The sequence below is a fragment of the Streptomyces luteoverticillatus genome, from assembly GCF_003970715.1.
Lineage (GTDB): Bacteria > Actinomycetota > Actinomycetes > Streptomycetales > Streptomycetaceae > Streptomyces > Streptomyces abikoensis.
In genome coordinates, this window is the sequence record NZ_CP034587.1 from 1,677,501 (window position 1) to 1,704,279 (window position 26,779).

General features: G+C 71.7%; 28 protein-coding genes and 1 pseudogene. 10 read left to right on the top strand and 19 right to left on the bottom strand.

The features are described 5' to 3' along the window. Nucleotides 1-43 precede the first annotated feature (43 nt). Nucleotides 44-826, top strand: a complete 783-nt coding sequence (locus EKH77_RS06985) for a sporulation protein (RefSeq protein ID WP_126913545.1) — start codon at nucleotides 44-46, stop codon at nucleotides 824-826. A 54-nt stretch (nucleotides 827-880) separates the two neighbouring features. Here EKH77_RS06985 and EKH77_RS06990 read toward each other — a convergent pair whose 3' ends face one another. Both EKH77_RS06990 and EKH77_RS06995 read right to left on the bottom strand, forming a co-directional pair. Continuing rightward, complete coding sequence (locus tag EKH77_RS06990) at nucleotides 881-1,309, bottom strand: barstar family protein (RefSeq protein WP_126913546.1); 429 nt, start codon at nucleotides 1,307-1,309, stop codon at nucleotides 881-883. Beyond that, the gene (locus tag EKH77_RS06995; protein WP_126913547.1) at nucleotides 1,306-1,731 is read right to left on the bottom strand and encodes a ribonuclease domain-containing protein; all 426 of its coding nucleotides are present in this window, start codon (nucleotides 1,729-1,731) and stop codon (nucleotides 1,306-1,308) included. The genes EKH77_RS06990 and EKH77_RS06995 overlap by 4 nt, the downstream gene beginning before the upstream one ends. Before the next feature lie 127 nt (nucleotides 1,732-1,858). Here EKH77_RS06995 and EKH77_RS07000 point away from each other — a divergent pair, with 127 nt between their 5' ends. Continuing rightward, a complete protein-coding gene (locus EKH77_RS07000) occupies nucleotides 1,859-2,398 on the top strand; it encodes a YbhB/YbcL family Raf kinase inhibitor-like protein (protein ID WP_126913548.1) in 540 nt (179 codons plus the stop codon). Nucleotides 2,399-2,694: 296 nt separating this feature from the next. On the opposite strand, the gene EKH77_RS07005 is transcribed toward EKH77_RS07000, so the two are convergent. The 4 genes from EKH77_RS07005 to EKH77_RS07020 all read right to left on the bottom strand — a co-directional run bounded on the left by EKH77_RS07005 (nucleotide 2,695) and on the right by EKH77_RS07020 (nucleotide 6,010). Further along, nucleotides 2,695-3,468, bottom strand: coding sequence for a sulfite exporter TauE/SafE family protein (locus tag EKH77_RS07005; RefSeq protein ID WP_206279821.1), 774 nt, complete (start codon nucleotides 3,466-3,468; stop codon nucleotides 2,695-2,697). 147 nt (nucleotides 3,469-3,615) lie between these two features. Next, entirely contained in the window at nucleotides 3,616-4,563 is a 948-nt protein-coding gene (locus tag EKH77_RS07010) for an SPFH domain-containing protein (RefSeq protein ID WP_126913550.1), read from the bottom strand. Between the two features lie 149 nt (nucleotides 4,564-4,712). Then, complete coding sequence (locus EKH77_RS07015) at nucleotides 4,713-5,138, bottom strand: NfeD family protein (RefSeq protein ID WP_240667253.1); 426 nt, start codon at nucleotides 5,136-5,138, stop codon at nucleotides 4,713-4,715. A gap of 62 nt (nucleotides 5,139-5,200) precedes the next feature. Then, a complete protein-coding gene (locus tag EKH77_RS07020; RefSeq protein ID WP_126913552.1) occupies nucleotides 5,201-6,010 on the bottom strand; it encodes an ABC transporter ATP-binding protein in 810 nt (269 codons plus the stop codon). Nucleotides 6,011-6,102: 92 nt separating this feature from the next. Between EKH77_RS07020 and EKH77_RS07025 the strand changes: the two genes are divergently transcribed. Continuing rightward, the gene (locus EKH77_RS07025) at nucleotides 6,103-6,909 is read left to right on the top strand and encodes a hypothetical protein (RefSeq protein WP_126913553.1); all 807 of its coding nucleotides are present in this window, start codon (nucleotides 6,103-6,105) and stop codon (nucleotides 6,907-6,909) included. 81 nt (nucleotides 6,910-6,990) lie between these two features. Here the strand turns inward: EKH77_RS07025 and EKH77_RS07030 are convergent, their stop codons facing one another. The 4 genes from EKH77_RS07030 to EKH77_RS07045 form a co-directional block, all read right to left on the bottom strand. Next, on the bottom strand, nucleotides 6,991-7,338 hold the full coding sequence (locus EKH77_RS07030; protein WP_126913554.1) for a chaplin: 348 nt from the start codon (nucleotides 7,336-7,338) through the stop codon (nucleotides 6,991-6,993). Nucleotides 7,339-7,540: 202 nt separating this feature from the next. Further along, nucleotides 7,541-7,786, bottom strand: a complete 246-nt coding sequence (locus EKH77_RS07035; protein WP_126913555.1) for a chaplin — start codon at nucleotides 7,784-7,786, stop codon at nucleotides 7,541-7,543. A gap of 176 nt (nucleotides 7,787-7,962) precedes the next feature. Continuing rightward, nucleotides 7,963-8,613: a response regulator gene (locus EKH77_RS07040; RefSeq protein ID WP_126913556.1), complete on the bottom strand. Its 651-nt coding sequence runs from the start codon at nucleotides 8,611-8,613 to the stop codon at nucleotides 7,963-7,965. Next, the gene (locus tag EKH77_RS07045) at nucleotides 8,606-9,754 is read right to left on the bottom strand and encodes a GAF domain-containing sensor histidine kinase (protein ID WP_126913557.1); all 1,149 of its coding nucleotides are present in this window, start codon (nucleotides 9,752-9,754) and stop codon (nucleotides 8,606-8,608) included. Before EKH77_RS07045 ends, EKH77_RS07040 begins: the two co-directional genes overlap by 8 nt. Nucleotides 9,755-9,856: 102 nt before the next feature. On the opposite strand from EKH77_RS07045, the gene EKH77_RS07050 reads away from it, so the two are divergent. After that, a complete protein-coding gene (locus EKH77_RS07050) occupies nucleotides 9,857-10,558 on the top strand; it encodes a nitroreductase family protein (protein WP_164737759.1) in 702 nt (233 codons plus the stop codon). Nucleotides 10,559-10,932: 374 nt separating this feature from the next. Next, the gene (locus tag EKH77_RS07055) at nucleotides 10,933-11,643 is read left to right on the top strand and encodes a transglycosylase SLT domain-containing protein (protein WP_126913558.1); all 711 of its coding nucleotides are present in this window, start codon (nucleotides 10,933-10,935) and stop codon (nucleotides 11,641-11,643) included. Between the two features lie 79 nt (nucleotides 11,644-11,722). Here EKH77_RS07055 and EKH77_RS07060 read toward each other — a convergent pair whose 3' ends face one another. Beyond that, nucleotides 11,723-14,263 (bottom strand): ABC transporter ATP-binding protein/permease, encoded by a 2,541-nt coding sequence (locus EKH77_RS07060; protein ID WP_126913559.1) that lies wholly within the window; start codon nucleotides 14,261-14,263, stop codon nucleotides 11,723-11,725. 328 nt (nucleotides 14,264-14,591) lie between these two features. Between EKH77_RS07060 and EKH77_RS33695 the strand changes: the two are divergent. Then, nucleotides 14,592-15,761 (top strand): annotated as a pseudogene (locus tag EKH77_RS33695) (streptophobe family protein); the annotation flags it as partial. Between the two features lie 543 nt (nucleotides 15,762-16,304). Beyond that, nucleotides 16,305-17,537, top strand: a complete 1,233-nt coding sequence (gene serB, locus EKH77_RS07065; RefSeq protein ID WP_126917926.1) for a phosphoserine phosphatase SerB — start codon at nucleotides 16,305-16,307, stop codon at nucleotides 17,535-17,537. A gap of 64 nt (nucleotides 17,538-17,601) precedes the next feature. Here the strand turns inward: serB and EKH77_RS07070 are convergent, their stop codons facing one another. The 7 genes from EKH77_RS07070 to EKH77_RS07095 form a co-directional block, all read right to left on the bottom strand. Next, nucleotides 17,602-18,120: a SixA phosphatase family protein gene (locus EKH77_RS07070; RefSeq protein WP_126913560.1), complete on the bottom strand. Its 519-nt coding sequence runs from the start codon at nucleotides 18,118-18,120 to the stop codon at nucleotides 17,602-17,604. Nucleotides 18,121-18,209: 89 nt separating this feature from the next. Beyond that, nucleotides 18,210-18,449: a hypothetical protein gene (locus EKH77_RS07075; RefSeq protein ID WP_126913561.1), complete on the bottom strand. Its 240-nt coding sequence runs from the start codon at nucleotides 18,447-18,449 to the stop codon at nucleotides 18,210-18,212. Between the two features lie 176 nt (nucleotides 18,450-18,625). Continuing rightward, nucleotides 18,626-18,748 (bottom strand): SGM_5486 family transporter-associated protein, encoded by a 123-nt coding sequence (locus tag EKH77_RS34310; RefSeq protein WP_268248345.1) that lies wholly within the window; start codon nucleotides 18,746-18,748, stop codon nucleotides 18,626-18,628. A 34-nt stretch (nucleotides 18,749-18,782) separates the two neighbouring features. Continuing rightward, on the bottom strand, nucleotides 18,783-19,103 hold the full coding sequence (locus EKH77_RS07080; protein ID WP_126913562.1) for a hypothetical protein: 321 nt from the start codon (nucleotides 19,101-19,103) through the stop codon (nucleotides 18,783-18,785). A gap of 120 nt (nucleotides 19,104-19,223) precedes the next feature. Next, on the bottom strand, nucleotides 19,224-19,985 hold the full coding sequence (fabI, locus tag EKH77_RS07085) for an enoyl-ACP reductase FabI (protein WP_126913563.1): 762 nt from the start codon (nucleotides 19,983-19,985) through the stop codon (nucleotides 19,224-19,226). A gap of 5 nt (nucleotides 19,986-19,990) precedes the next feature. Continuing rightward, nucleotides 19,991-20,710 (bottom strand): 3-oxoacyl-[acyl-carrier-protein] reductase, encoded by a 720-nt coding sequence (gene fabG, locus EKH77_RS07090; protein ID WP_126913564.1) that lies wholly within the window; start codon nucleotides 20,708-20,710, stop codon nucleotides 19,991-19,993. Between the two features lie 138 nt (nucleotides 20,711-20,848). After that, a complete protein-coding gene (locus EKH77_RS07095; RefSeq protein ID WP_240667707.1) occupies nucleotides 20,849-21,610 on the bottom strand; it encodes a pentapeptide repeat-containing protein in 762 nt (253 codons plus the stop codon). A 228-nt stretch (nucleotides 21,611-21,838) separates the two neighbouring features. Here EKH77_RS07095 and EKH77_RS07100 point away from each other — a divergent pair, with 228 nt between their 5' ends. The 3 genes from EKH77_RS07100 (at nucleotide 21,839) to tyrS (ending at nucleotide 26,337) form a co-directional block, all read left to right on the top strand. Further along, nucleotides 21,839-23,365 carry a TldD/PmbA family protein gene (locus tag EKH77_RS07100; protein ID WP_126913566.1) on the top strand — a complete coding sequence of 509 codons (1,527 nt, stop codon included), beginning with the start codon at nucleotides 21,839-21,841 and terminating at the stop codon, nucleotides 23,363-23,365. Between the two features lie 79 nt (nucleotides 23,366-23,444). Beyond that, complete coding sequence (locus EKH77_RS07105; protein WP_126913567.1) at nucleotides 23,445-24,848, top strand: metallopeptidase TldD-related protein; 1,404 nt, start codon at nucleotides 23,445-23,447, stop codon at nucleotides 24,846-24,848. An 88-nt stretch (nucleotides 24,849-24,936) separates the two neighbouring features. Beyond that, a complete protein-coding gene (gene tyrS, locus EKH77_RS07110; protein ID WP_126913568.1) occupies nucleotides 24,937-26,337 on the top strand; it encodes a tyrosine--tRNA ligase in 1,401 nt (466 codons plus the stop codon). A 94-nt stretch (nucleotides 26,338-26,431) separates the two neighbouring features. Here tyrS and EKH77_RS07115 read toward each other — a convergent pair whose 3' ends face one another. Next, nucleotides 26,432-26,713, bottom strand: coding sequence for a GlsB/YeaQ/YmgE family stress response membrane protein (locus EKH77_RS07115; protein ID WP_126913569.1), 282 nt, complete (start codon nucleotides 26,711-26,713; stop codon nucleotides 26,432-26,434). Nucleotides 26,714-26,779: the final 66 nt, after the last annotated feature.

Here is a 26,779-nt window from a genome sequence, read left to right on the forward strand (position 1 = left end):
TAGTGGAAGGGCCCGGCGGCCGGGTCCGGGGAGGATGAGCGCGATGGTGTTCAAGAAACTGATGGCGAGCCTGGGCGCGGGCGGGGCCTCGGTCGAGACGGTGCTGTTCGAGGAGAACGTCGTGCCCGGCGGCGTGGTGCAGGGCGAGGTGCGCATCCAGGGCGGTTCGGTGCCGCAGCGGATCGAGGGGCTGTCCGTGGGGCTCCAGGCGCGGGTCGAGGTCGAGGGGAACGACGGCGAGTACAAGCAGGACGTGGAGTTCACCCGCGTCCAGCTGGGCGGGGCCTTCGAAGTACAGGCGGCCTCGGCGCACGTGGTGCCGTTCGGGCTGGAGATCCCCTGGGAGACGCCGGTCACCATGTTCCTGGGCCGGCACCTCACCGGGATGAACGTGGGGGTGACCACTCACCTCGCCATCGCCCGCGCCGTGGACTCGAGCGACCTCGATCCGGTGAACGTCCACCCGCTCCCCGCCCAGCAGGCGATCCTCGACGCCTTCGGCCGGCTCGGCTTCTCCTTCAAGTCCGCCGATCTCGAGCGCGGCCGCATCAGTGGCACGCGGCAGCGGCTGCCCTTCTACCAGGAGATCGAGTTCCACGCGCCCGCCGAGTACCGGGGGCTGAACGAGGTGGAGCTGTCGTTCGTCGCGGACGACCGCGAGATGGACGTCGTGCTGGAGATGGACAAGAAGCCGGGGCTGTTCAGCTCGGGCAGTGACACCTACCGCTCGTTCACGGTCGACCTGCACGCGTACGAGCGGACCGACTGGGCGGCCTACCTCCACCAGTGGCTCGCCGAGGTGGGCGGCAAGCGGAACTGGCTCTGAGCCGGGGCCGGGCCGGAACCGGATCCGGTTCCGGCCCGGCGCGACGGCCCTCGGTCAGCCCAGCAGGACGACCAGTGGCGAGTCCGTGCCCGCCCAGTGGCCGACGGCGTCGTCGAGCACCGTCTCCGCCGTCCGGGCGTCGCCCGGTGCCGCCTTGCGGAAGGTCTCCCAGTCCTCGGCGAGCAGCAGATAGCCGCGGAACTTGCCGGAGCCCCACCACGACAGGTCCGTGAGGCAGTCGGCGAGGGCGTCCCAGTTGCGGCCGAAGTAGTCGGGGAACTCCAGGTCCGTCGCGCACCGGTCGAGGAAGGCGGCCTTGTCGTGGACTCCGGAGAGCTGGAGTCTGGCGCCCCGCCAGTCGGCCTCGGCGGCGCGGGCCATGACGTCCGTGGGGGCTTCGGTGGGGGGCAGGTGGTAGATGCCCGGGGGGATCGTTCCGTTGAGGATGCCGGGGAGCCCTGGGGCGGGCAGCGGACGGGTCATGGGTGCACCACCGCTTCGAAGGTCTGGTAGTGGTCGCCGGTGTAGTAGCGCTCGGAGTGCTCGCCGGTGATGACGCGTCTGGCGCCGCGGTTGCGGGCGCCGGGGGTGGGGACGGTGTACTCGTGGTAGTAGCCGCGGGTCTGCTTGGGCAGCCGGTTCTCGTAGTTGCCGAAGACGGTGCCGTCCTTGTCGTACGGGAAGGGGCCGCCCTTGGCGATGAGTTCGAGGGTACGGCGTGCCTCGGGCGGCAGCTTGTCCTCGGTGACGGTCTTCATGCCCTTCGCCCAGGCGGGCGCGGAGCCCGGTGGTGGCGTCGTGGCGGCGGGGGTCCGGGGTTTCGCGGCCTTCTGGCTTCCCGACGAGGAGCAGGCGGGAAGCAACAGCAGTGGCAGGGCTGCCAGCAGGAGGGTCAGGGCGCGCATGAGGCGGCTCTGCCGTCGTCCGATGTGTCGAAGTACATGAAGCACACTCCATATGGTCGCAGTGCCGGTGGTGCGGGCGTCGCTAGGCTGGCGTTTTCAGCTGTCCGCGCGTACTGGAGGTGTCCTGGTGTCCGAGCTGAAGCGTCGGCCGCTCCCCCACGATTTTCATCCGCCGGTACCTTCGTTCCCCGTGGTGAGCGATGACGTGACGTCCGGGGCGGGGCTGAAGGACGATCAGGTCCTCGCCGGTGGCAATGTGTCGCCGCACCTGCGCTGGGAGGGCGCCCCCGAGGGAACGAAGAGCTTCGCGGTGACGTGCTACGACCCGGACGCGCCGACCGGCAGCGGTTTCTGGCACTGGGTCGTCTTCGACATCCCGGCCGACGTCACCGAGCTGCCGGCCGGTGCGGGCAGCGGCGGGATGAAGGGGCTGCCCGCGGGCGCCGTGCACGCGCGCAACGACTACGGCACCCGTGACTTCGGCGGCGCGGCGCCGCCGGCCGGGGACGGTCCGCACCGGTACGTCTTCACGGTGTACGCGGTGGACCGGGAGAAGCTGGGCCCGGACGAGGACGCCTCGCCGGCCGTGGTCGGCTTCCACCTGCGCTTCCACGCGCTGGGGCGGGCGCAGCTGATCGGTGAGTACGAGGTTCCGGCCGCCGGCTGACGTTCCCACGCCCCGTCACGCGGGGGCGGCGACCGGAAATTCCGTTGCGCCGGGCGGGCGGGGATCGCAGAGTAGTGGTGCTTGACTGACGGCTTCGCATGCGGCCGTCGGGCAGTGGGTACCGCAGTGGCGGGGGCGGTGGGGCGCTGGTGCGCCGGCCGCCTGCCGGAGTCCGGCTCGTCAGCCGGGCGGCCGCGCCTGCTGCTGTAACGCTCCGGGCCCGGTGTTGTTCACGGGGGAAGGGCCCGGAGCGTTCTCTTTTCTCCGGCTGCCTGGTCTCCGGCTGCCTGGCCGTCCTACCTGAGCAGCATCTGCGCGATCGCGACGGCGCCCACGACGACGATGACGCCTCGCAGGACCGTGGGTGAGAGCCTGCGGCCGACCTTCGCGCCTATCAGGCCGCCGATGGTGGAGCCTGCGGCGATCAGGAGGACGGCCGTCCAGTCGACGTCGGCGACGAAGACGAAGAAGAGCGCGGCGACGCCGTTGACGACGACACCGATGGTGTTCTTGAGGGCGTTGACGCGCTGGAGGTCGTCGTGGAGCAGCAGGCCCATGAGGGAGAGGTACATGACGCCCTGGGCCGCGCCGAAGTAGCCGCCGTAGGCGCTGGCCAGGAGGAGTCCGGCCAGGAGGGCGGGGCCGCCGTCGGTGGGGGCCTCGGTGCCGTTGCGCTCGCGGCGGCGGGCGAGGGCCCGGGCGAGCCGGGGCTGGAGGACGACGAGCACCAGGGCGAGGGCGATGAGCGCGGGGACGATCGCGTCGAAGGCCTTCGACGGGAGGGCGAGCAGCAGGACGGCTCCGGTGAGGCCGCCGATCAGCGCGGTGATGCCGAAGCGGATGACGCGGGCGCGCTGGCCGCGGAGCTCGCGGCGGTAGCCGACGGCGCCGCTGATGTTGCCGGTGACGAGGCCGATGGTGTTCGAGACGTTGGCGGTGACGGGTGGCAGGCCGGTGGCGAGGAGCACCGGAAAGGTGAAGAGGGTGCCGCTGCCGACGATCGCGTTGATGGTGCCCGCGCCGACGCCGGCGGCGAGGACCGCGAGTGCTTCCCAGATGGACAAGGCCATCTCCTTCGCTTCAGTGTGTCGCCTCCCCGCCCTGAGGGGGTCGGGGGGCCGCACTGATCATGCATGAATGGATCATGCATGGGGAGGGAGAGTCCCGGCCGATCGTCGCACTTGAACGATGTCGATCGTTCAGTCGAACCGGATCGTTCAGTCGATCGGGGGCTGCTCGCGGCGCGGGCTCTCCTTGGTGACCTTGGGGGCGCCGCCGCCTCCGCCGCCCGGGGCGCCGAAGCTGCCGACGGCGCCGCTGAGGCCCTTGAGCGCGTCGCCGATCTCGCTGGGGACGATCCAGAGCTTGTTGGCGTCGCCCTCGGCGATCTTCGGGAGCATCTGGAGGTACTGGTAGGCGAGCAGCTTCTCGTCGGCGTCACCGGCGTGGATGGACTCGAAGACCGTGCGGATCGCCTGGGCCTCGCCCTCGGCGCGGAGGGCGGCGGCCCGGGCCTCGCCCTCGGCGCGGAGGATCGCGGACTGCTTCTCGCCCTCCGCCGTGAGGATCTGCGACTGCCGGATGCCCTCGGCGGTGAGGATCGCGGCGCGCTTGTCCCGGTCGGCGCGCATCTGCTTCTCCATCGAGTCCTGGATGGAGGTGGGGGGCTCGATGGCCTTGAGCTCGACGCGGTTGACGCGGATGCCCCACTTGCCGGTGGCCTCGTCGAGGACGCCGCGCAGGGCCGCGTTGATCTCCTCGCGGGAGGTGAGGGTCCGCTCCAGGTCCATGCCGCCGATGATGTTGCGCAGGGTGGTGACGGTGAGCTGTTCGATGGCCTGGATGAAGCTGGAGACCTCGTAGGTCGCGGCGCGGGCGTCGGTCACCTGGTAGTAGATGACCGTGTCGATGTTGACGACCAGGTTGTCCTGGGTGATCACCGGCTGCGGCGGGAACGGGACGACCTGTTCGCGGAGGTCGATGCGGTTGCGGATGGAGTCGATGAACGGGACGACGATGTTCAGGCCCGCGTTGAGGGTCCGGGTGTAGCGGCCGAAGCGCTCCACGATGGCGGCGCTGGCCTGCGGGATGACCTGCACCGTCTTCATGAGGGCGATGAAGACGAGCACCACCAGGATGATCAGGACGATGATGATCGGTTCCATCGTGGCTCAGCTCCCCGTGCCGCTGTCGTGGGTCTCGTGGGTCGTGACCAGTGCGTGGCCGCAATGGTCTTGATCAGTCTTCCAGAACCGGGGGCCCGCGTGCAGGCGTTGGGCCCAGCTCGTCGGATGCGGCCGGTTCCGGCCTACGGTCAGATGACGACGGCCGTGGCGCCGTCGATCTCGACGACGTCGACCTGCTGGCCCACCTCGTAGGAGCGGTCGGCGTGGAGGGAGCGGGCGGACCAGATCTCGCCCGCGAGCTTGATGCGGCCGCCGGCGCCGTCGACCCGTTCGAGGACGACGGCCTGCCGGCCCCTGAGCGCGTCGATGCCCATCGCCGTCTCGCCGCGGCGGGCGCGCTGGCGGTTGGCGATCGGGCGGACGACGGCGATGAGAGCGACGGAGACGACGGCGAAGACCACGAATTGGGCCACCGCGCCCGCGTGGAAGGCGGCCGCGGTGATCGCGGCCGCGACGGCCCCGACCGCGAGCATGCCGAACTCCGGCATGGCGGTCACGACCAGCGGAATTCCCAGTCCGACGGCGGCCACGAGCCACCACACCCATGTGTCCACATGGTCATGGTAGGGGGGTGGCCGCCCGGCGGACAGGGCGTGTGGAAGGAGCTCGAGCTCCCTTAGGCCATCGGGAGGCCCTGGGCCGTCCAGCGGTCGCCGCGCTGCTCGACCACCAGCGGCAGGCCGAAGCAGTGGGAGAGGTTGCGAGAGGTCAGCTCCAGCTCGATGGGGCCGGCGGCCAGCACCTTGCCCTGGCGGATCATCAGGACGTGGGTGAAGCCGGGGGCGATCTCCTCGACGTGGTGGGTGACCATGACCATCGAGGGGGCGAGCGGGTCGCGGGCGAGCCGGCCCAGGCGGCGGACGAGGTCCTCGCGGCCGCCGAGGTCCAGGCCGGCGGCGGGCTCGTCGAGCATCAGCAGCTCGGGGTCGGTCATCATCGCGCGGGCGATGAGGGTGCGCTTGCGCTCGCCCTCGGAGAGGGTGCCGAACTTGCGGTCGAGGAACTCGGTCATGCCGAGGACGTCGAGGAAGGCGCGGGCGCGCTGCTCGTCGACCTCCTCGTAGTTCTCGTGCCAGCCGGCGGTCATGCCGTAGGCGGCGGTGAGGACCGTCTGGAGGACGGTCTGGCTGCGCGGCAGCTTGTCGGCCAGGGCGATGCCGGCCATGCCGATGCGCGGGCGGAGCTCGAAGACGTCGACCGAGCCGAGCTTCTCACCGAGGATCCGGGCGGTGCCCTTGGTGGGGAAGAGATAGCTGGAGGCGACATTGAGAAGGGTGGTCTTGCCGGCGCCGTTGGGGCCGAGGATCACCCAGCGCTCGCCTTCCTTGACCGACCAGGAGACCTGGTCCACCAGAGCCCGGCCCTCGCGGACCACGGATACGTCCACCAGTTCCAGCACATCGCTCATGAGCGCGTTGTCTCCCATTGCAGTCGCTTCGTCGCTTGCGCCTGTCGGCGCAGTCCCCTGGGAAAAACCTACGCCACCGGTTACCGATGGCAGTCCCTAGGCTGGGGGCCATGCTCGATGAGAATCGCTCAGGACGGCTCACGGCGTGGGGAAATGCCCTCCTTGCCGGATTTGCCGCCCCCGATGACGCCGCACACCACATCACCGGAAGTGACGCGGTCCACCGTGTCGTCGGTTTGCCCGGGGAGTCCGGGCCGGTGGGACTCACCCTCGCGCTGGGCCGGCTGAGGGCGCTGGGGGCGACGGGACTGCGGCTGGCGCTGCCGGTGCCGGGGCACCCGCTGGGGCTCAGCGGCCCGCCGGAGTTCAACGCCCGGGCCATGGAGGCCGAGGAGGCGGTCGTCGTCCCGGGGACGGCGCTGGGGCTGGTGCCGGAGGTGTACGAAGCGGGGCCCGAGGGCAATGTCCACGTCGAGGTGGTGTGGCACTGCCTGGCCGTGCGGGACGCGCCGCCCGCCGATGTGCCGTCGCTGTCGGAGGCCGAGCGGGAGCTGGCCGAGGCGCTGCGCGAGGCGACCGAGGTGCTGACCCGGCTGGACGTGGCCGGCTCCGGGCCGGTGGCCCGGGCGGCCCTGGAGGCGTACCGGGCGCGGGCCGAGAGCAGCCGGGAGGTGCTGGCGCCGGGGTATCCGCCGCGGGCGGCGCGGGTGCTGGAGCTGGCGCAGCGGATCGGGGCGCTGATCGGGATCGCCTACGAGCCGGGGGACGCCCAGGGGCGTGAGCACGGTGGCGCGGTGAGCGCGTCGGAGATCGCGGCGCGGGCGGCGGCGCTGCGGCCGGTGGAGCGTACGGCCCGGCGGGCGCGGGTGGCCGCGTACAACGCGATGGTGGAGGAGCGGGACCGCCGGCGGCACTGACCCCTCCCCCGCTGATTCGCCCGGACGACGGCGAGGCCCCGCGGACCGAGGGGTCCGCGGGGCCTCGCCGCACGCTGTGGGTCAGTCGCGGTCGTGGTGGCCGCCGCCGTGGTGGTGGCTGTTGTGCTCGCTGAAGTGGTGTTCTTCGGTCATGTGGTGCTCTTCGCCGACGGGACCGTTGATGCAGGTGTTGCCGAACGTCGGGTTCAGGAGGCCGACGATGTCGATGGTGTTGCCGCAGAGGTTGATCGGGATCTGGATCGGGATCTGGATGACGTTGCCCGAGATGACACCCGGTGACCCCTTGGCGACACCGGAAGCCAGCGCTCCGTCGAATCCGTCGTCGGTGGCGGCGGCGGGGACGACGGAGGCGCCGAGGGCGACGCCGGCCGCGGCAAGAGCGAGGGCGGCCTTCTTGGCACTGTTCATAGGTGCTCTTCCTTCTGATGACTGACCTGGTCGGCCCCTGCCATGGGGCCCTGCACACCTATGAACGCCAATGCACCGCCGACGGCACGGCCATCGACGGTGTTTGCCCTCTTTCGGACGATTGACCACCACCCGGATGTCGGCTCCGCCGGATGCGGAGCCGACCTGCCTACGAGGTGGCGAGGGTGGAGCGACGAGCTGATTACTCGTTGACGCAGAGGTTGCCCGCGGCCGGGTTCAGGACGCCGACGACGTCGATGGTGTTGCCGCAGAAGTTGACCGGGATCTCGACCGGGACCTGGACGACGTTGCCGGAGGCGACGCCGGGCGACTTCTCCGCCACACCGTGCGCGCCGTGGCCCCCGTGGGCGGAGGCGGCACCGGCGCCGGCGAGGGCGAGACCGCCGACGGCGAGCGTGACAGCAGCGGCCTTCTTGATGTTCTTCACTCTTCCTATGACCTTCCTGAGTGTTTTGCCAGAGCGTCGCCACGGCTCCCGCCGCGGTTACGTCATGGAAAACGGGCCAGGGCCATTCGGGTTGCTGGTGCGGATGGGTTATCACACGACCGCATGAATCTCTGATCAGAACGCGACGTTCCGCTACCGCCCGGGGCCGGCGCTCCTCAGGCTCCGATCCCACGTCGGACGGCCCACAGCGCCGCCTGCGTCCGGTCGGCGAGGTCCAGCTTCATCAGGATGTTCGACACGTGGGTCTTGACGGTCTTCTCGGACAGGACGAGCGCCCGGGCGATCTCCCGGTTGGACCGCCCGTCCGCGATCAGGGCCAGCACCTCGCGCTCCCGCTCGGTGAGCCCGTTGCCTCTCCCCTGGCCCCCGCCGCCGCCCTCGTCCTGCGACAGCAGGGCGTCCGCCACCTCCGGCTGGAGCAGGACGTGCCCAGCGTGCACGGACCGGATGGCGCCGGCGAGGGCGTCCGGGTCCACGTCCTTGTAGACGTAGCCGGCCGCGCCCGCCCGCAGGGCGGGGATGACGGTGCGCTGCTCGGTGAAGCTGGTGACGACCAGCACCCGGGCGGGGTTGTCGAGCTCCCGGAGCCTGCGCAGCGCTTCGATACCGTCCATGCCGGGCATCTTCACGTCCATGAGGACGACGTCCGGTCGCAGCTCCTCGGCCCGCTCGACGCCCTCGGCGCCGTCCGCGGCCTCCCCGACGACCTCGATGTCGTCCTGGACCTCCAGAAAGGTGCGCAGTCCCCTGCGGACCACCTGGTGGTCGTCCACCAGCAGCACCCGGATCGCGCGGCTCTCAGCCACCGGGCACCTCCATTTCGATCGTCGTGCCCTTTCCGGGCGCGGAATCCACGGTCAGGCCGCCGCCGACCCCGTTCGCGCGGTCCCGCATGGAGACCAGGCCCAGGTGCCGGCCGGCCCTGCGCACGGCGGAGGGGTCGAAGCCCTGCCCGTCGTCGGTCACGCGCAGGGCGGCGCCGTGGCCCCGGCGCGTGAGGCTGACGTCCACGGTCCGCGCCCCGGAGTGGCGCAGGGCGTTGTGGAGGGCCTCCTGGGCCACCCGCAGCAGCGCCTCCTCCTGGGCGGCCGGCAGGGCCCGTACGCCCTGGGCGGCGAAGGTGACCTTGGCGGCGGCCTGGGCGCGGTCGAGGACCTTGACCTGGGTGCGCAGGGTGGCGACGAGGCCGTCCTCGTCGAGCCCCGCCGGGCGCAGCTCCACGACGGCGGCGCGCAGCTCGTCGGCGGCCTCGGCGGCGAGCCGGGCGACCTGGTGGAGCTCGCCCTTGGCGCGGGCCGGGTCGCGGTCGACGAGGGCGGCCGCGGCCTGGGCGGTCAGCCGCAGGGAGAAGAGCTTCTGGGAGACGGCGTCGTGGAGCTCGTGGGCGAGGCGGGCCCGCTCCCCGGCGATGGTCAGCTCGCGGCTGCGCTCGTAGAGGCGGGCGTTGGTGAGGGCTATGGCGGCGTGCTGGGCGAGGACGCTCAGCAGTTCCTCGTCCTCGGCGGTGAAGCCGCAGCCGCCGGCGGGCTTGGGGCACCTCTTGTTGGCCAGGAAGAGGGCACCCAGGATCTCGTCGCCGTCGGCGACGGGCATCCCGATGAAGTCGCTCATGTCGGGGTGGGCGTCGGGCCAGCCCTCGAAGCGGTGGTCCAGGCGGACGTCGGCGAGGCGCTGGGGGGTGGCGTCCTTGAGCATGGCGGCGAGGATGCCGTGCTGGCGGGGCAGCGGGCCGATGGCCTTCCACTGGTCGTCGCTGACGCCGTCGACGACGAACTGGGCGAAGCCGCCGTGGTCGTCGGGGACGCCGAGGGCGGCGTACTCGGCGTCGAGGAGCTCCCGGGCGGAGACGACGATCGTCTTGAGGACGTCGCGCACCTCCAGATGGCGGCTCATGGCGAGCAGGGCAGTGCTTACGGCGGTGAGGCCGGAGCGGGGGCCATGGGTCATGGGGTCACCGTATACAGGGCGCCCGCCCGGGGGATCGGCCTCGGGGCGGCCGGGTCTCGGTCGTCCGGCTTAGGCCGGTCGGCCCGGGGGCACGCTCCCCTCATGTCTATACCAATACGACAGTGGACCCCCACCCACGGCGAGCCCTACCGGGCCGTGCCGTACCGGCCCGTGCGGATGGGGGCCGAGGAGTCGGTCGGGCGGGCGGCGGAGTTGCGGGAGCGGATGGCGGAGCGACGGACCGTGCGGCGGTTCTCGGCCGATCCCGTCCCGGATCAGGTGGTCAGGGACGCGATCGCGTGCGCGGCCACCGCGCCCTCGGGGGCGCATCAGCAGCCGTGGACGTTCGTCCTGGTGAAGGACCCGGAGGTGCGGCGGCGCATCCGGGAGGCGGCGGAGGAAGAGGAGCGCGTCTCCTACGCGGGGCGGCTGGGCGAGGAGTGGCTGGCGGCGCTGCGTCCGCTGGGGACGGACGAGGTCAAGCCGCATCTGACGGACGCGCCCGCGCTGATCGTGGTCTTCCAGCAGCGCTACTGGCTCGGCGAGGACGGCAGCCGGCGCAAGCACTACTACGTGGACGAGTCGGTCGGCATCGCGGTCGGGATGCTGCTGTCCGCGCTGCATCTGTCGGGGCTGGCGGCGCTGGTGCACACGCCGAGCCCGATGCGGTTCCTGTCGGAGGTGCTGGGGCGGCCGGTGAACGAGAAGGCGTTCGCGGTGATCCCCGTGGGCTACCCGGCGGCGGACTGCGAGGTGCCGGACCTGGTGCGCAAGAGCCTGGACCAGGTGCTCGTGGAGATCTGACCCCAGGCCGGGTCGAGGGCACCCCAAAGCAACGTTTCTGATCGCAAACACTCCGCAGGGAAGCGGCCACACCGGGTGAGGAACGAGCACTCCCGGTGTGAGCCCGCTCATGGGACGCACATCACGTACGAAGCGCCCTAGTGGACGGATAAGACGCCCATAAGGAACGGTTCGAGCAGGTGGCAGGGCCTTTGGCCCCGGCCCCGCGAAGGGCGCCGCAACGAAGCGGCTTAGTACGTCACACCTTTGCCAGGGCATTTTGCTGCCGCTAAGAATTTGCTCCGTCGCACGGCGCCGCGAACCGAGGAACGGCGCTCTCAGCGCGCCAGGACGGGCCGGTGCGACTCACGCGATCGGAAGAGGTTCAGCTCAGCATGCGTTCTCCCATCTCTGGCTATACCCGCCTGACCAAGGTCCACACGTTCTCCGCGGCCGGGATCGCCGCGGCCGGTGTCGCCGCTCTGGCGTTCGCGGTCGTGCCGAACGGTTCCGCCGACGCCGAGCAGTCCCAGGCGGTGAAGCCGGTGGCGTGGAACGCCTCCGCCTTCGGCGAGACCCAGCAGGCCGAGCTGAACAAGCAGGCGGACCGCGCGGCCGAGCAGGCCAAGAAGGACGCCGAGAGCAAGAAGAAGGCCGAGGCGGAGGCCCAGGCCAAGGCGAAGGCCGACAAGGAGCGCGCCGAGAAGGAGGCCGCCAGCCGGTCCGAGGAGCGCAAGCCGGTCGCGGCCGCCGCCGCTCCCGCCGCGCCCGCCCCCAAGGTCTACGCCAACAACCTGGACGGCTGGATCAAGGAATCCCTGGACATCATGAAGGCCAAGGGCATCCCGGGCAGCTACAACGGCATCTACCGCAACATCATGCGGGAGTCCACGGGCAACCCCAACGCCATCAACAACTGGGACTCCAACGCCGCCGCCGGCATCCCCTCCAAGGGCCTGCTCCAGGTGATCGACCCGACCTTCAAGGCGTACCACGTCGAGGGCACCTCCTGGAACATCTACGACCCGGTCGCCAACATCACCGCCGCCTGCAACTACGCGGCCAAGGTGTACGGCTCGATGGACAACGTGAACTCCGCCTACTGACGGCCGGAGGACACCGCTACGCCGAAGGGCGGCACCCCCGTGCGGGGTGCCGCCCTTCGGCGTGTTCACGGGCAGGCCGTCACTTGCGCATGACCTCCGGCTCGTGGCGGCGCAGCAGACGGGCGACCGCGATGCCGCAGACCACGCCGATGGCGATGAGCGCGATCATGTCCAGGCCCCAGATCCCCGCCGAGTGCTCCCACAGCGGGTCGAGGTTCTTGGGGTCGTTCTTGTCCATGGGCGCCATGATGTGCGACAGGTCCAGCGTGGCGCCGGCCGCGCCGATGGCCCAGCGGGAGGGCATCAGCCAGGCGACCTGCTCGATGCCGGGCGAGTCGTAGATCTTGAACATGATGCCCGTGAAGACGACCTGGACGATCGCGAACATCACCAGCAGCGGCATGGTCTTCTCGGAGGTCTTCACCAGCGAGGAGATCACGAGGCCGATCATCATCGAGGTGAAGCCCAGAGCGATGATCACCAGGCAGAGCTCGGCGGCGGGCAGGGCCTTGATGATGACGCCGTGCTCGGGCAGCTTGCGGACCGAGAAGCCGATCGCGCAGATGAGGACGCCCTGCACCGCGGTGATCGCACCGAGGACGACGACCTTGGACATCAGGTACGCCGAGCGGGACAGACCGACGGCCCGCTCCCGTTCGTAGATGACCCGTTCCTTGATCAGCTCGCGGACGGAGTTGGCCGCTCCGGAGAAGCACGCGCCGACCGCGAGGATCAGCATGATCGTGCCGGCGTCCTGGTTGAAGTGGCGCGGCGCGGGGGCGCCCAGTCCGTAGTCGGACGGGATGACGGTGCTCACGCCGCCGAGGACGGCGGGGAGGAGCAGCATCAGGGCCAGGAAACCGCGGTCGGAGGCGATGACCGAGCAGTAGCGGCGCATCAGCGTCCACAGCTGGGAGCCCCAGCTCTGCGGCACCGGCGGGCGGACCACCTGCGGCTGGACGTGGACGGACTGCGGGGCGACGGCGTCAATGTCGGCCGCGTACATCTGGTAGTGCTGCGAGCCCTTCCAGCGGCCCGCCCAGTCGTAGTCGCGGTAGTTCTCGAACGCCGAGAAGACGTCGGCCCAGGTCTCGTAGCCGAAGAAGTTGAGCGCCTCCTCCGGCGGGCCGAAGTAGGCCACCGAACCGCCCGGGGCCATCACCAGCAGCTTGTCGCAGAGCGCCAGCTCGGCCACGGAGTGGGTGACCACCAGGACCGTGCGGCCGTCGTCCGCGAGGCCGCGCAGCAGCTGCATGACGTCGCGGTCCATGCCCGGGTCGAGGCCCGACGTGGGCTCGTCGAGGAAGATCAGCGACGGCTTGGTCAGCAGCTCCAGGGCGACCGAGACACGCTTGCGCTGGCCGCCGGAGAGGGCGGTGACCTTCTTGTCCTTGTGGATGTCGAGCTTGAGCTCGCGCAGCACCTCGTCGATACGGGCCTCGCGCTCGGAGGCCGCGGTGTCGCCGGGGAACCGGAGCTTGGCCGCGTAGCGCAGGGCCTTACGGACCGTGAGCTCCTTGTGGAGGATGTCGTCCTGCGGGACCAGGCCGATGCGCTGCCGGAGCTCGGCGAACTGCTTGTACAGATTCCGGTTGTCGTAGAGGACGTCACCCTGGTTGGCGGGCCGGTAGCCGGTGAGCGCCTTGAGGAGGGTGGACTTTCCGGAGCCGGAGGGGCCGATGACGGCGATCAGCGACTTCTCGGGGACGCCGAAGGAGACGTCCTTGAGGATCTGCTTTCCGCCGTCGACCGTCACCGTCAGATGGCGGGCCGAGAAGGAGACGTCACCGGTGTCGACGAACTCCTCGAGACGGTCGCCGACCAGCCGGAAGGTCGAGTGACCGACACCGACGGTGTCCTGGGGGCCGATCAGCTGCTGCCGGACCGGCTGACCGTTGACGTACGTGCCGTTGTGGGAGCCGAGGTCGACGATCTCAAAGCCGCCGGGGGTGGCCCGGAACTCGGCGTGGTGACGGGAGACCTGGAGGTCGGAGACGACCAGGTCGTTGTCGAGGGCACGACCGATGCGCATCACCCGGCCGACGGCCACCTGGTGGAAGCGGGTCGGGCTCTCGCCGCCGCCGGCGCCGGGCGCCTGGCCCTGCGGCTGGGCGGCCTGCTGCGCGTATGGCTGCTGCCAGCCGCCCTGCTGCGGTACCTGCTGGTGCTGCTGGTACTGCTGCGGAGGCTGGTGCCCCCAGCCCTGGGCGCCCGGCTGCTGGTACTGCTGCGGGGGCTGGCCCGGCTGGACCGCCGGGGCCATCGCCGTCTGCGCGCTGTAGATGTCGGCGGCCGGCGCGGCGGGGGCGGCCGGGGCGGCGGCGGAGAGGTTCAGCCGCGGGCCGTCCGTCGCGTTGCCCAGGTGGACGGCCGCACCGGGGCCGATTTCCATCTGGTGGACGCGCTGGCCCTGCACATAGGTGCCGTTGGTGCTGCCGTGGTCCTCGATGAGCCAGCCGTGGCCGCCCCACCGGACGGTGGCGTGTCGCCAGGAGACGCGGGCGTCCTCCAGGACCATGTCACCCTGCGGGTCGCGCCCGAGGGTGTACGACCGGGACGGGTCCAGCGTCCAGGTCTGTCCGTTCAATTCCAGTACGAGTTCCGGCACTCCATGCCCCACTATTTGTCCCCCGATGAGCCCCCTGCACGGGGGAGTCTAGGGATGGCGAACATCGGGAGGAACTATTTCAGGCGCAGTCCCCCAACCAAAAGTCGGGAGCCTCACGACCGTGTACCGGCCCTGTAACAGGCGCCGTTGACCGATGCGAAACGCGCCCTGACAGTAGTAACCGCCCAGGGATGCGCGGGATCGTCGCGGATCGTCCGCTTCCGGGGCGACTGGTAGGGACCGGGGGGCCGTGATGACGTTGACCAGCGGCAGCCGCGCGGCGCGCGGCGCCGACCTCGTACTCACCGCGATAGCCGCGGTGAGCTGGGCCTTTCTCGCCATGGCGGGAGTCGCGGCGGCGGGGCTGCATCTGCTGGGCGCGGACGCGGCCGGGTCGCTGGGCTCGCTGACGGCGGCGGTGGTCGTCCTCGCGGTCGGCGGCTCCATCACTCCCTCGGGCTCGGTCGAAGCATTCGGGCTCACGGGCGCCGGGGCGCACACCACCATCGACATCGCGCCACTGGGCGTCAGTCTGGTGGGGGCGTTGTTGCTGGGGATGGTGTTCGCCCGGTCGCTGCGGCCGCTGGGGCCCGCGGTGCGGGGGGCCGAGCTCCTCGCGCGGGCGGCCGCGGTGGCCCTGCTGTTCCTCCTGGTCCTGGGCGGGCTCGTGTGGGCGGCCTCCTCCACCGTCACCTTCGACGGCGGCGGTCTGGGCCTCGGCTCCACGGGCGGCGGCACCACGCGGATCCCCGGGCTGGGCGACATCGGGGACATCGGGGGCGGCCTCCCCGGCCGGCTCGGGGATCTGGCGCAGGCCAAGGCGTCGGTGGGCTTCACGGTGCGGCCCGGGGCCTCGCTGCTCGGCGGCCTGGTGTGGGTGCTGGGCGTCCTGCTGGTGACGCTGCTGTCCGCCCGCCGGGCCCCGCTCCCCCGCCGCTGGCAGGCGGCCCACCGCGCGGTCCGCCCGGCGGCCTCGGCGCTGCGCTCGGTGCTGGTGCTGGCGGTCGTCGCGGGCCTGGCGGCCGCCGGGGTCGCGGCGGCGGGCGACGACCACCCCCGGCGGGTGCTGGGCGCGGCCGTGCTCGGGGCGCCGAACGGGGTGTGGCTGGGGGTGCCGCTGGGACTGTTCGTCCCCCTGCGGGGCACGGCGAAGGGGTCGCTGCTCCAGGTGCTGCCGCATCCGCTGGACGAACTGCTGCGCGCCGGCACGGACCAGTCGGTGACGGTGGGCCGGATCGCCGACCTGGAACCGCTGGTGTGGCTGCTGCCGGTGGGCTGTGTGCTGCTGATGCTGACGGCCGGGGTGCTGACCGGGGCCCGTACGCCCCGGGACGGGGCGGGGCCGGGGGCGTACGCGTGGCGGTGCGGGCTGGCGCTGGGGGTGGCCACGGCCGTGGCGCTGCCACTGCTGGTGCTGGCGACGCGGGTCAAGGCGGACGCCAGCCTGTCGGTGCTGGGCGTCGACGCCCTGGGGGCGGGGCTGGAGCTGTCCGGCAGCGTGCCCCTCGCCCTGGCCCTGGGGGCCGTGTGGGGACTGGGCGCGGGGGCGTTCGGCGGGCTCCTGACGTACGCGACGGGGGCGGCGGGACGGCGGGCCTCGGCCCACGCGCGCGCCCGGCGCCCCGAGGAAAGCCACCCGGGCGAGGGACGCAGCTACCCCGACCTGGCGTACGTTCCGGGGCCGTACGCTCCCTCGCCGGGATACCGGCCCTCGCGCCCGGACACCAACCCGTACCTGCGGCCGCCTGGGGATGCCTCCGCGGGCGGGGGCCTCCCGGCGGGGCGCCCGGTGCGCCCGGCCCCTCCGGGGACTCCGGCGGGCAGGACCCCTTCACCGCGCCGACGCAGACCAGCCGTCCACAGGTGCCGCCACCGCCCCGGCGGCGGCCGAGCTCGCCGTACCGGTACGGGTCGTCGCCCGTACCACCGCCGGACGAGCCGCCTCCCGCGCCGTGGCGACGCCCGTAGGAGCCCACCGGGGAGCCGCCGTGGGGGCGGCGGGGGCGGGCTGAGTTGTCAGCCGGGACAGGTGTGCGGATACCGTAGGACCACCATGAGCGCATCGCAGATCCCCGCTGCCGCCGTCGCCACCGGCGATGATGTCCCCACTCTCCTTGTGAAGATCTTCGGAAAGGACCGGCCGGGCATCACGGCCGGCCTCTTCGACACCCTCGCCGCCTTCGCCGTCGACGTCATAGACATCGAGCAGATCGTCACCCGGGGGCGGATCACGCTGTGCGCCCTGGTCACCGCACCCGTCGGCGGCGGAGCCACCGAGGGCGGGCTCCGGGCCACCGTGCACAGCTGGGCGGAGTCGATGCACCTCCAGACGGAGATCATCTCCGGTCTGGGCGACAACAGGCCGCGTGGTGTCGGCCGTTCCCACGTCACCGTGCTGGGGCACCCGCTGACCGCCGAGTCGACCGCCGCCATCGCGGCCCGCATCACCGACACCGGCGGCAACATCGACCGTATCTTCCGGCTCGCCAAGTACCCCGTGACGGCCGTGGAGTTCGCCGTCTCGGGCACGGACACCGAGAAGCTGCGCACCACGCTGGCCACCGAGTCGGCGGCGCTGGGCGTGGATGTGGCCGTGGTGGCCGCCGGGCTTCAGCGCCGGGCGCAGCGGCTGGTCGTGATGGACGTGGACTCCACGCTCATCCAGGACGAGGTCATCGAGCTGTTCGCGGCCCACGCGGGCTGTGAGGCCGAGGTGGCCGAGGTGACCACGCGGGCGATGCGGGGCGAGCTGGACTTCGAGGAGTCCCTCCACGAGCGGGTGGCCCTGCTGGCGGGGCTGGACGCGTCGGTGGTGGAGAAGGTGCGGGCGGAGGTCCGGCTGACGCCGGGCGCCCGCACGCTGATCAGGACGCTGAAGCGGCTGGGCTTCCAGGTGGGTGTGGTCTCGGGCGGGTTCACGCAGGTCACGGACGATCTGCGGGAGCGGCTGGGGCTGGACTTCGCCTCCGCCAACACGCTGGAGATCGTCGACGGCAAGCTGACCGGCCGGGTCACCGGGGAGATCGTGGACCGGGAGGGCAAGGCCCGGCTGCTGCGCCGGTTCGCGGCGGAGGCGGGAGTCCCGCTGGCGCAGACGGTCGCGATCGGCGACGGCGCCAACGACCTGGACATGCTCAACGCGGCCGGGCTCGGGGTGGCGTTCAACGCCAAGCCCCTGGTGCGGGAGGCGGCGCACACGGCCGTGAACGTGCCGTTCCTGGACACGGTGCTGTATCTGCTGGGCGTCACCCGCGAAGAGGTCGAGGCGGCCAACACCCACGAGTGATGGCCGCCGGGCCGGGCACCGGGGGGCCGGGCCGGGGGACGTCAGGCGTTTCGGCGGGCCGCCGTCAGGCGTGGGGCGCCCAGAAGGCGACGAGCCGTCCCACGCCGTGCTCCACGGACTTCCAGGACCCGCTGAAGGTCAGCACCGCGACCGCGGCGGTGGGGAAGCCCGAACGGTTCATCCGGGCGAGGAGATCGCCGTCGGCCTCACCCGCGAGGGCGTCGGCCAGGGCGTGCATCCCGGGGTTGTGCCCGATGAGCACCAGGTCGGCCACCTCGTCGGAGACCTCGTTGAGCAGGGCGATCAGCTCGCCGAGGGACGCCTCGTACAGCCGCTCCTCGTAGACCGTACGGGGGCGCTCGGGCAGCTCGGAGACGGCGAGCTTCCAGGTCTCGCGGGTGCGCGCGGCGGTCGAGCAGAGGGCCAGTTCGGGGGTGACACCGGAGCCGGCGAGCCAGCGGCCGGCGACCGGGGCGTCCTTGCGGCCGCGGTCCGCGAGGGGACGTTCGTGGTCGTCGCCGTCGGACCACTCGGCCTTGGCATGCCGGAGAATGACGATCCTGCGGGTCGGGTCGGAGCTCATGTCGTCCAGCTTCGCATGAAACGCGCGGCGAGGCGCGGGGTGTTGACGGGCTCGCCCCCTCCGGGCGGCGTCCTTCGACGCGCGGGCGCTCACGGCGCCAGATACTCCATGGCGAACCACGCGAAGCGCATCACTTGCGCGACCGCGCCGCCCCCTGACGCGCCGGCGTCGGAGGGGCCGTCCGCCGAGGCGGGCGAGGCGGTCAGCAGGAACGTCAGCAGGAGGAGGAAGACCGCGAACGCGGCGGTGGGCAGGGCCACGGCCCACCAGGTCAGCCTGGTCCGGTTCCGCCGGGACACGGCGGCGGGGAGCTGCGGGCCGGCGGGCATGGGGTCTCCTGGGAGGTCGGGTGCGCCGCGCCGTCGCGGCGTACTACGAACCTACGGAGACCTGCCACCTTCCCCCATCCGGCCTTCCACCCAATCGACCCTGACCTCCACCCCCTAGGGGATGGTGGGGCCAGCCCCACCCCGGCCGGGCGGACGGCGGCGTCGGGCCCATGACGTCAGGGGGAGGCGAGGGTGGCGATCACGCTGATGACGACGGTGATGCCGAGCATCACGCCGAGGATCGTCAGCAGGGCCTTCTGGCCGTTCTTGGGATTGGGGTTCTCTTCGAGGACCGGCATGAGGACAAGTGTCCCACCCGCGCCGAACCCCCGGTCACCCGGGTGCGTGGGTGACCCAGGCCCGGCGGATGCCCAGCCAGCAGCGCTGGGCGAGGACGACATGCCGGGCGGGCCCGACGGTGACGGGGGCCGTGTCCATCCCGGGATCCCACCAGTGGACGCACTCGACGTGCAGCTGGACGCGGTCGGGGGTGGCGTTGCCGTTGAAGCAGTGGGTGACAGCGTGGGAGCCGTGGAGGCGGGTGTGGCACTCGGCCTCGCGGGGCGTCGGCGGCGCGGGGGCGATCGCCGTGGTGCCCAGCAGGGCGAGGGTGGCGAACAGCAGCACCGCCGCACGCCGTATCGGGGGGCTCATGCCGGTCCACCTCCCTCCTCCCCCAGTGTGCGGGCGGGCGTCGCGCCGCACGACCCGGGAGACGCGCGATGCCCGCCCCGGCGGGTGGGCCGGAACGGGCATCGGTGAGGCGTATGGGCGTCAGGCACCCATCATGTGCACGCCACCGTCGACGTGGACGATCTCACCCGTCGTGCGCGGGAAGAAGTCCGACAGCATGCCGACGACGCCGCGGCCGGCCGGCTCCGGGTCGGCCAGGTCCCAGCCGATGGGGGCGCGGTGGTTCCACACGTCCGCGAGCTCCTCGAAGCCCGGGATGGACTTGGCGGCCATCGACTTGATCGGGCCGGCCGAGACCAGGTTGCAGCGGATGCCCTTGGGGCCGAGGTCGCGGGCCAGGTAGCGGTTGGTGCCCTCGAGGGCGGCCTTGGCCACGCCCATCCAGTCGTACTTCGGCCACGCGATCTGCGCGTCGAAGGTCAGGCCCACGACCGAGGAGCCCTCGCGCATCAGCGGCAGCAGGGCCATCGCCAGCGACTTGTAGGAGTACGCCGAGACCTGGACGGCCGTGGAGACGTCCTCCCAGCTCGCCTCCAGGAAGTTGAAGGCGCCCTGCGGGCCGAAGGCGATGGAGTGGACGATGCCGTCGATGCCGTCGACGTGCTCGCGCACCTTGTCGGCCAGGCCGTCGAGGTGCTCCTGGTTGGTGACGTCCAGCTCGATGACCGGCGCGGGCTTCGGCAGGCGCTTGGCGATGCGCTCGACGAGCGAGAGCCGGCCGAAGCCGGTGAGGATGACCTCGGCGCCCTCGTTCTGGGCGACCTTCGCGGCCTGGAAGGCGATCGACGACTCGGTGAGGACACCCGTGACGAGGATGCGCTTGCCTGCGAGGATTCCACTCATGGCGATCAGTGACCCATGCCCAATCCGCCGTCGACAGGAATGACGGCTCCGGTGATGTATGCGGCGTCCTCGGAGGCGAGGAAGCGGACCGAGGCGGCGATCTCCTCGGGCTGCGCGTAGCGGCCCAGCGGGACGTTGCCGACGATGCCCGCGCGCTGCTCGTCGGTGAGCACACGGGTCATGTCGGTGTCCACGAAGCCGGGCGCGACGACGTTGACGGTGATGTTGCGGGAGCCCAGCTCACGGGCGAGCGAGCGGGCGAAGCCGACGAGGCCGGCCTTGGAGGCGGCGTAGTTCGCCTGGCCCGGCGAGCCCATCAGGCCCACGACCGACGAGATCAGGACGACACGGCCCTTACGGGCGCGCAGCATGGCCTTCGAGGCGCGCTTGACGACGCGGAAGGTGCCGGTGAGGTTGGTCTCCACCACCGAGGTGAAGTCCTCCTCCGACATCCGCAGCAGCAGCTGGTCTCGGGTGACGCCGGCGTTGGCCACCAGCACCTCGACCGCGCCCTGCTTCTCCTCGATCTCCTTGTACGCCTGCTCGACCTGCTCGGGGTCGGTGATGTCGCACTTCACGGCCAGGCACCCCAGATTCACGAGGGCGGTGGGCGGCTCGCCCGAGCGGTAGGTGATGGCGACCTTGTCGCCCGCTTCGGCGAAGGCGCGCGCGATGGCGAGGCCGATGCCCCGGTTACCTCCGGTGACGAGAACCGAGCGGCTCAAAGGATCACCCTTCCGATGTCGTATCCATGGATCTGCCGGACTACACCGAACGTAGCGGTAGTGGTCATGGAAGTGAGAAGCGACCTGCGACAGCGGCGGCCGGTGGTCACTGTTGGATCTCTACAGTCCCCGGACGGGCTACACCGACCAGTGGCCCGGTCGGGCGAGCCCGGCGGGCAGCCTGGTGGCCGCGTCGCCGCGGGCGGCGTTGAGCTGCGGCTGGGTGAGGAAGAAGGCGCCGGTGAGGTCGGCGCCGGACAGATCCGCGTCGCGGAGGTCCGCGCCGATCATGTCGGCGTCCCGCAGGTCGGCGCCGGAGAGGTCGGCGGCGATCAGATAGGCCCCGCGCAGATTGGCGCAGCGCAGGTCCGCGCGGCGCAGCCGGCGGCCCATGAGGTCCGCGCCCCGGTGGTTCTTCGCCTTGCGGCCGCCCTTGGCCCGGACGAGTTCGCTGGTGCGCAGCAGCAGCACGTTCACCCTCTGGCGGTGCTCCCCCACGTCGAGGGCGGCCAGCGAGGCGGCGTCGCCCTCGGTGAGGCGCTCGGTCTCCGCCAGCAGGCGCCGCAGGTCGGCGTGGACGGGGCGGGCGTCCTTCAGGGTGAGGGCCTCGGTGAGGTACCACAGCAGCTCGTGGAGGTGCCGCATCGCCGGGAAGACCTCGAACATCGTCCGTGAGGTCTCGGGGGCGGCGCGCCAGTCGCGGCCGCCGAAGGTGACCTGGGAGACCTTCTGGCCCGCGCCGAAGCAGTCGTAGACGGTGCAGCCCTGGTAGCCCTTGTCGCGCAGCCGGGCGTGGATGCCGCAGCTGAAATCCCGCTGGAGGTTGCCGCAGGGCTTGCCGGCGTCCTTGTCGCGGGCGAAGTCCGCCGAGCGCGCGAAGGGCAGGGCCACGCAGCACAGCCCGAAGCAGTTCCCGCAGTCGCCCTTGAGCGCGGCGCGGTCCGCGTTCCGGTCCGCGTCGCGGTCCGTGCCGCCGTCCGCGTCGGGGGCGGCGTCTTCACGTATGGCGGACACTGCGCTTGGGGTTCCTCTCGCATGGCGGGTGCTGCCGGTGGGTAACGAGGTGGCAGGCCACGACACCTTAACGGCATGGTTCACTGCGAGACACACCGAGAAGGAGCGTGGACCGTGCCGCATGAGATCGATCCGTCATTCCTCGCGCTGCCGCTGCGCCCCCTCGCCGACGCGGCCCTCGCGCGGGCGCGGGCCCTGGGAGCCGAGCACGCGGACTTCCGCTTCGAGCGGGTGCGCAGCGCCTCGTGGCGGTTGCGGGACGCCCGGCCCGCGGGTTCTTCGGACGCCACGGATCTAGGGTACGCGGTACGGGTGGTCCACGGCGGGACGTGGGGTTTCGCCTCCGGTGTGGAGCTGACGATGGACGCCGCGGCGCGGGTGGCCTCGCAGGCGGTGGCGATGGCGAAGCTGTCCGCGAAGGTGATCGCGGCGGCGGGGTCGGACGAGAGGGTCGAGCTCGCCGACGAGCCGGTGCACGCGGAGCGGACGTGGGTGTCGTCCTATGAGATCGACCCCTTCGACGTGCCGGACGCCGAGAAGACCGGGCTGCTCGCCGAGTGGAGCGAGCGGCTGCTGGCGGCGGAGGGCGTGGCGCACGCGGACGCGTCGCTGGTGACCGTCCACGAGAACAAGTTCTACGCGGACACCGCCGGCACCACGACCACCCAGCAGCGGGTGCGGCTCCACCCCCAGCTGACGGCCGTGGCCGTGGACCCCGGGACCGGCGGCTTCGACTCCATGCGCACCCTGGCCCCGCCCGCCGGGCGCGGCTGGGAGTACCTGACGGGCGCCGGCGGCTGGGACTGGGACGCCGAGCTCGCCGGGATCCCCGCCCTGCTGGCCGAGAAGATGCGCGCGCCGAGCGTCACCGCGGGGACGTACGACCTGGTGGTCGACCCGAGCAATCTGTGGCTGACCATCCACGAGTCCATCGGCCACGCCACCGAGCTGGACCGCGCGCTGGGCTACGAGGCCGCGTACGCGGGCACGTCCTTCGCCACGCCCGATCTGCTGGGCACCCTGAAGTACGGTTCCGAGATCATGAACGTGACCGGGGACCGGACCGCCGAGCACGGCCTGGCCACCATCGGCTACGACGACGAGGGCGTGGCCGCCCAGTCCTGGGACCTGGTCAAGGACGGCGTCCTGACCGGCTACCAGACCGACCGCCGCATCGCCCGCCTCACCGGCCTCGCCCGCTCCAACGGCTGCGCGTACGCGGACTCGCCCTCGCACGTGCCCGTGCAGCGGATGGCGAACGTCTCCCTGCGCCCGGCGGCGGACGGGCCGTCGACGGAGGAGCTCATCTCCGGGGTGGAGCGCGGCATCTATGTGGTGGGCGACCGGTCGTGGTCCATTGATATGCAGAGGTACAACTTCCAGTTCACGGGTCAGCGCTTCTTCAGGATCGAGAACGGCCGGCTGGCCGGGCAGCTGAAGGACGTCGCCTACCAGGCGACCACCACCGACTTCTGGGGGTCCATGGAGGCGGTCGGCGGCCCGGACACGTATGTCCTGGGCGGGGCGTTCAACTGCGGCAAGGCGCAGCCGGGGCAGGTCGCCGCGGTCTCGCACGGCTGCCCGTCGGCCCTGTTCCGGGGCGTCAACATCCTTAATACGACGCAGGAGGCCGGTCGATGAGCGGTACGCACGGATCCGGCTGGGGGTCCGGGGGTTATCCCCCGGGGAAGAACAGCAATACGACGCAGGAGGCCAGTCGATGAGTCCTCGCCAGCACAAGCCCCACGAGATCGTCGAGCGCGCCCTGGAGCTGTCCCGGGCCGACGGTTGTGTCGTGATCGCGGGCGAGCGCTCCACCGCCAATCTGCGCTGGGCCGGGAACGCCCTGACGACCAACGGGGTCACCCGTGGCCGGGACGTCACGGTCGTCGCGACCATCGACGGCGCCCGGGGCACCGCGTCCGGGGTCGTCTCCCGGTCGGCGGTCACCGCCGCCGACCTGGAGCCGCTGGTGCGGGCGGCGGAGGCGGCGGCGCGGGAGGCCGGGCCCGCCGAGGACGCGCAGCCGCTGGTGGCGGGCGTGCAGGAGGCGCCGGAGTTCACGGGGGCGCCCGCGGAGACCTCGTCCGCCGTCTTCGACGGCTTCGCCCCCGCGCTCGGGGAGGCGTTCGCGCGGGCGCGCGCGGAGGGGCGGGAGCTGTACGGGTTCGCCCACCACGAGGTCGTCTCCAGCTATCTGGGCACCTCCACCGGGCTGCGGCTGCGCCACGACCAGCCCACCGGCACGCTGGAGCTCAACGCCAAGTCCCCGGACCGGACCCGGTCGGCGTGGGCGGGGCGGGCCACGCGTGACTTCACGGACGTCGATCCGCGCGCGCTGGACGCCGAGCTCGCCGAGCGGCTGGCGTGGGCGGGCCGCAGGGTCGAGCTGCCCGCCGGGCGGTACGAGACGCTGCTGCCGCCCTCCGCCGTGGCCGATCTGCTGGTCTACCAGCAGTGGTCGGCGGCGGCCCGGGACGCGGCCGAGGGCCGCACGGTCTTCTCCAAGGCGGGTGGCGGCACCCGGGTCGGCGAGAAGCTGTCGGGGCTGCCGCTGACGCTGCGCAGCGACCCGTACGCGCCGGGGCTGGAGTGCGCCCCGTTCGTGCTGACGGGCAGCTCCGGCGACGACGCGTCGGTCTTCGACAACGGCCTGCCGATCGCCGCGACCGACTGGATCCGCGACGGCGTGCTGGAGCACCTGCTGACCACGCGGCACAGCGCGGAGCTGACGGGCCTGCCCGTCACCCCGTACACCGACAACCTGATCCTGGACGCGGGCGGCACCCGGTCGCTGACGGAGATGGTCGCCGCGAGCGGCCATGACGGTCCCGCCCTGCTGCTGACGTGCCTGTGGTACATCCGCGAGGTGGACCCGGCGTCGCTGCTGCTCACGGGCCTGACCCGGGACGGGGTGTATCTGGTGGAGAAGGGCGAGGTCGTCGGGGAGGTCAACAACTTCCGGTTCAACGAGTCCCCGGTGGGGCTGCTGTCCCGGGCGACCGAGGCGGGGCGCACCGAGCCGACGCTGCCGCGCGAGTGGGGCGACTACTTCACCCGGGCGGCCATGCCGGCGCTGCGGATTCCGGACTTCAACATGAGTTCGGTCAGCCGGGGCGTCTGAGCGGCGGGGAATCGCGTTGGTGGTGATTCGCGCCGAGCAAATAGACTCGTCCTGTCCTTTGTCCGACAACCACTACAGGAACGCCACGATGACACGCCTCGGCGACTCCGTCGCGCGCGCCAGCGCTCTGCTGGCGCAGGACCTCTCCACCGACTCGGCCGTGGAGCAGCTGCTCACGGAGACGAAGGCGCGGCGCTATCTGGACCTGTCGGACCTCGCGCCGAAGGACCAGGCCGAGCTGATCGCCTCGCGTACGGTCGAGGTGCTGCCGGGCGTGGCCAAGCTGGCCGAGCGCATCGAGGCGCGGCAGGCCGAGGGCAAGGGCCTCCACATCAAGCTGGGCATCGACCCGACGGCCACGGACGTCCACCTGGGCCACGCGGTGCCGCTGATCATCCTCAGCCGGTTCCAGCGGCTGGGCCACGACGTCACGCTGATCATCGGTGACTTCACGGCCAAGATCGGCGACCCGACGGGCCGTACGGCCGAGCGCCCGCCGCTGACCGACGAGGACATCGCACACAACCTGGCGAGCTACCGGGAGCAGGTCCGCCCGTTCTTCGACTTCGACCGGGTCAGCTTCCGGCAGAACAGCGAGTGGCTGGCGCCGTACACCTTCCCTGAGCTGCTGGGTCTGCTGGCGCAGGTGCCGGTCTCGCAGCTGCTCCAGCGCGAGGACTTCCGCAACCGGCTCGCGGCGGGCTCCGGCCTGACCATGACGGAGATGCTGTACCCGATCGCGCAGGGCCTGGACTCGGTGGCGCTGAACTGCGACGTCGAGCTCGGCGGCGCCGACCAGCTGCTCAACCTCCAGATGGGCCGGAAGCTCATGGAGGCGCACGGCCAGAAGCCGCAGCTGGTCGTCACCATGCCGCTGATCGAGGGCACGGACGGCACCGGCGCGAAGATGTCCAAGTCCAAGGGCAACTACGTGGGGCTGTCGGCGTCCGCCGACGACGTCTTCGGCAAGATCATGTCGGTGCCGGACCGGCTGATGGAGCCGTACCTCAAGGCGTGGACGGAGTGGACGGACGCGGAGATCGCGCAGGTCCTCTCCCGCGTCGAGGAGAAGTCGCTGCACCCGATGGACCTGAAGAAGATCCTCGCGGGTGAGGTCGTGGCCGCGCTGTACGGCATGGAGGCGGCGATGGCGGCCCGTGCGGGCTTCGTCGCGCAGTTCTCCAAGAAGAACTTCACCGACGTGGAGACGCCGGTGGTGGAGCTGGCCGAGCACGGCGAGGAGCCGGCCACGGCCGTGCTCAGCAAGGTGCTGGGCTTCCAGCCGAGCGCCTCGGCCGCCCGCCGGGTGGCCAAGCAGAACGGTCTGCGGCTGGTCTTCGAGACCGCCGAGGGCCAGGAGGCCGTGGTGCTGCCGGAGGCCGAGGCCATCCGGCCGCTGGGCGAGGTGGCCCGTGAGCTGCTGGCCGGCCGGGAGGCGACCGTCTACCTGAAGGCCGGCCGGAAGATCGCCGAGCTGCGCGGTCTGTAAGCGGCCCTGTCGGTAGGCGGCCCTGAGCGAAACGGGTGGCCGGTGCGCGGTTCCGCGCACCGGCCATCCTCGTTCTGCCGGCCTTCGCGTCCGCTCAGCCGACCCTGCCGCGCCTGTCCCCCCGGACGCCGACCCACAGCCGGTCACCGATCGCTACCAGGATCACCGCTCCCAGCAGCTGGAGCAGGTGCCGGATCCAGTCGATGCCAGAGGTGTGGCGGACGCCCAGCACACTCGCCAGCCAGTTGCCGAGCAGGGCGCCGGCCAGGCCGAGGAGGATCGTGAGCCAGAGGGGGATCTGCTGCTTTCCGGGGATGATCGCCTTGGCGATCAGGCCCAGGACGAGTCCGACGACGATTGCCCACAGCCAGTTCATCTCGCCTCCTCGTGCGGAGCGACATGGGTGCTCCGCCATTCTGGGGCCGTCCCTCCTACGGCGCAC

Bases quoted from the DNA above. Each gene is read 5' to 3' on its own strand.
- EKH77_RS07010 (WP_126913550.1), bottom strand. From the start codon at position 4,563: ATGGAACCGATCATCATCGTCCTGATCATCCTGGTGGTGCTCGTCTTC.
- EKH77_RS07080 (WP_126913562.1), bottom strand. From the start codon at position 19,103: ATGAGCCCCCCGATACGGCGTGCGGCGGTGCTGCTGTTCGCCACCCTC.
- EKH77_RS06985 (WP_126913545.1), top strand. From the start codon at position 44: ATGGTGTTCAAGAAACTGATGGCGAGCCTGGGCGCGGGCGGGGCCTCG.
- tyrS (WP_126913568.1), top strand. From the start codon at position 24,937: ATGACACGCCTCGGCGACTCCGTCGCGCGCGCCAGCGCTCTGCTGGCG.
- EKH77_RS07055 (WP_126913558.1), top strand. From the start codon at position 10,933: ATGCGTTCTCCCATCTCTGGCTATACCCGCCTGACCAAGGTCCACACG.
- EKH77_RS07115 (WP_126913569.1), bottom strand. From the start codon at position 26,713: ATGAACTGGCTGTGGGCAATCGTCGTCGGACTCGTCCTGGGCCTGATC.
- EKH77_RS06990 (WP_126913546.1), bottom strand. From the start codon at position 1,309: ATGACCCGTCCGCTGCCCGCCCCAGGGCTCCCCGGCATCCTCAACGGA.
- EKH77_RS07030 (WP_126913554.1), bottom strand. From the start codon at position 7,338: ATGAACAGTGCCAAGAAGGCCGCCCTCGCTCTTGCCGCGGCCGGCGTC.
- EKH77_RS07075 (WP_126913561.1), bottom strand. From the start codon at position 18,449: ATGCCCGCCGGCCCGCAGCTCCCCGCCGCCGTGTCCCGGCGGAACCGG.
- serB (WP_126917926.1), top strand. From the start codon at position 16,305: ATGAGCGCATCGCAGATCCCCGCTGCCGCCGTCGCCACCGGCGATGAT.
- fabI (WP_126913563.1), bottom strand. From the start codon at position 19,985: ATGAGTGGAATCCTCGCAGGCAAGCGCATCCTCGTCACGGGTGTCCTC.
- EKH77_RS07025 (WP_126913553.1), top strand. From the start codon at position 6,103: ATGCTCGATGAGAATCGCTCAGGACGGCTCACGGCGTGGGGAAATGCC.
- EKH77_RS06995 (WP_126913547.1), bottom strand. From the start codon at position 1,731: ATGCGCGCCCTGACCCTCCTGCTGGCAGCCCTGCCACTGCTGTTGCTT.
- EKH77_RS07070 (WP_126913560.1), bottom strand. From the start codon at position 18,120: ATGAGCTCCGACCCGACCCGCAGGATCGTCATTCTCCGGCATGCCAAG.
- EKH77_RS34310 (WP_268248345.1), bottom strand. From the start codon at position 18,748: ATGCCGGTCCTCGAAGAGAACCCCAATCCCAAGAACGGCCAGAAGGCC.
- EKH77_RS07005 (WP_206279821.1), bottom strand. From the start codon at position 3,468: ATGGCCTTGTCCATCTGGGAAGCACTCGCGGTCCTCGCCGCCGGCGTC.
- EKH77_RS07045 (WP_126913557.1), bottom strand. From the start codon at position 9,754: ATGACCCATGGCCCCCGCTCCGGCCTCACCGCCGTAAGCACTGCCCTG.
- EKH77_RS07050 (WP_164737759.1), top strand. From the start codon at position 9,857: ATGTCTATACCAATACGACAGTGGACCCCCACCCACGGCGAGCCCTAC.
- EKH77_RS07105 (WP_126913567.1), top strand. From the start codon at position 23,445: ATGAGTCCTCGCCAGCACAAGCCCCACGAGATCGTCGAGCGCGCCCTG.
- EKH77_RS07020 (WP_126913552.1), bottom strand. From the start codon at position 6,010: ATGGGAGACAACGCGCTCATGAGCGATGTGCTGGAACTGGTGGACGTA.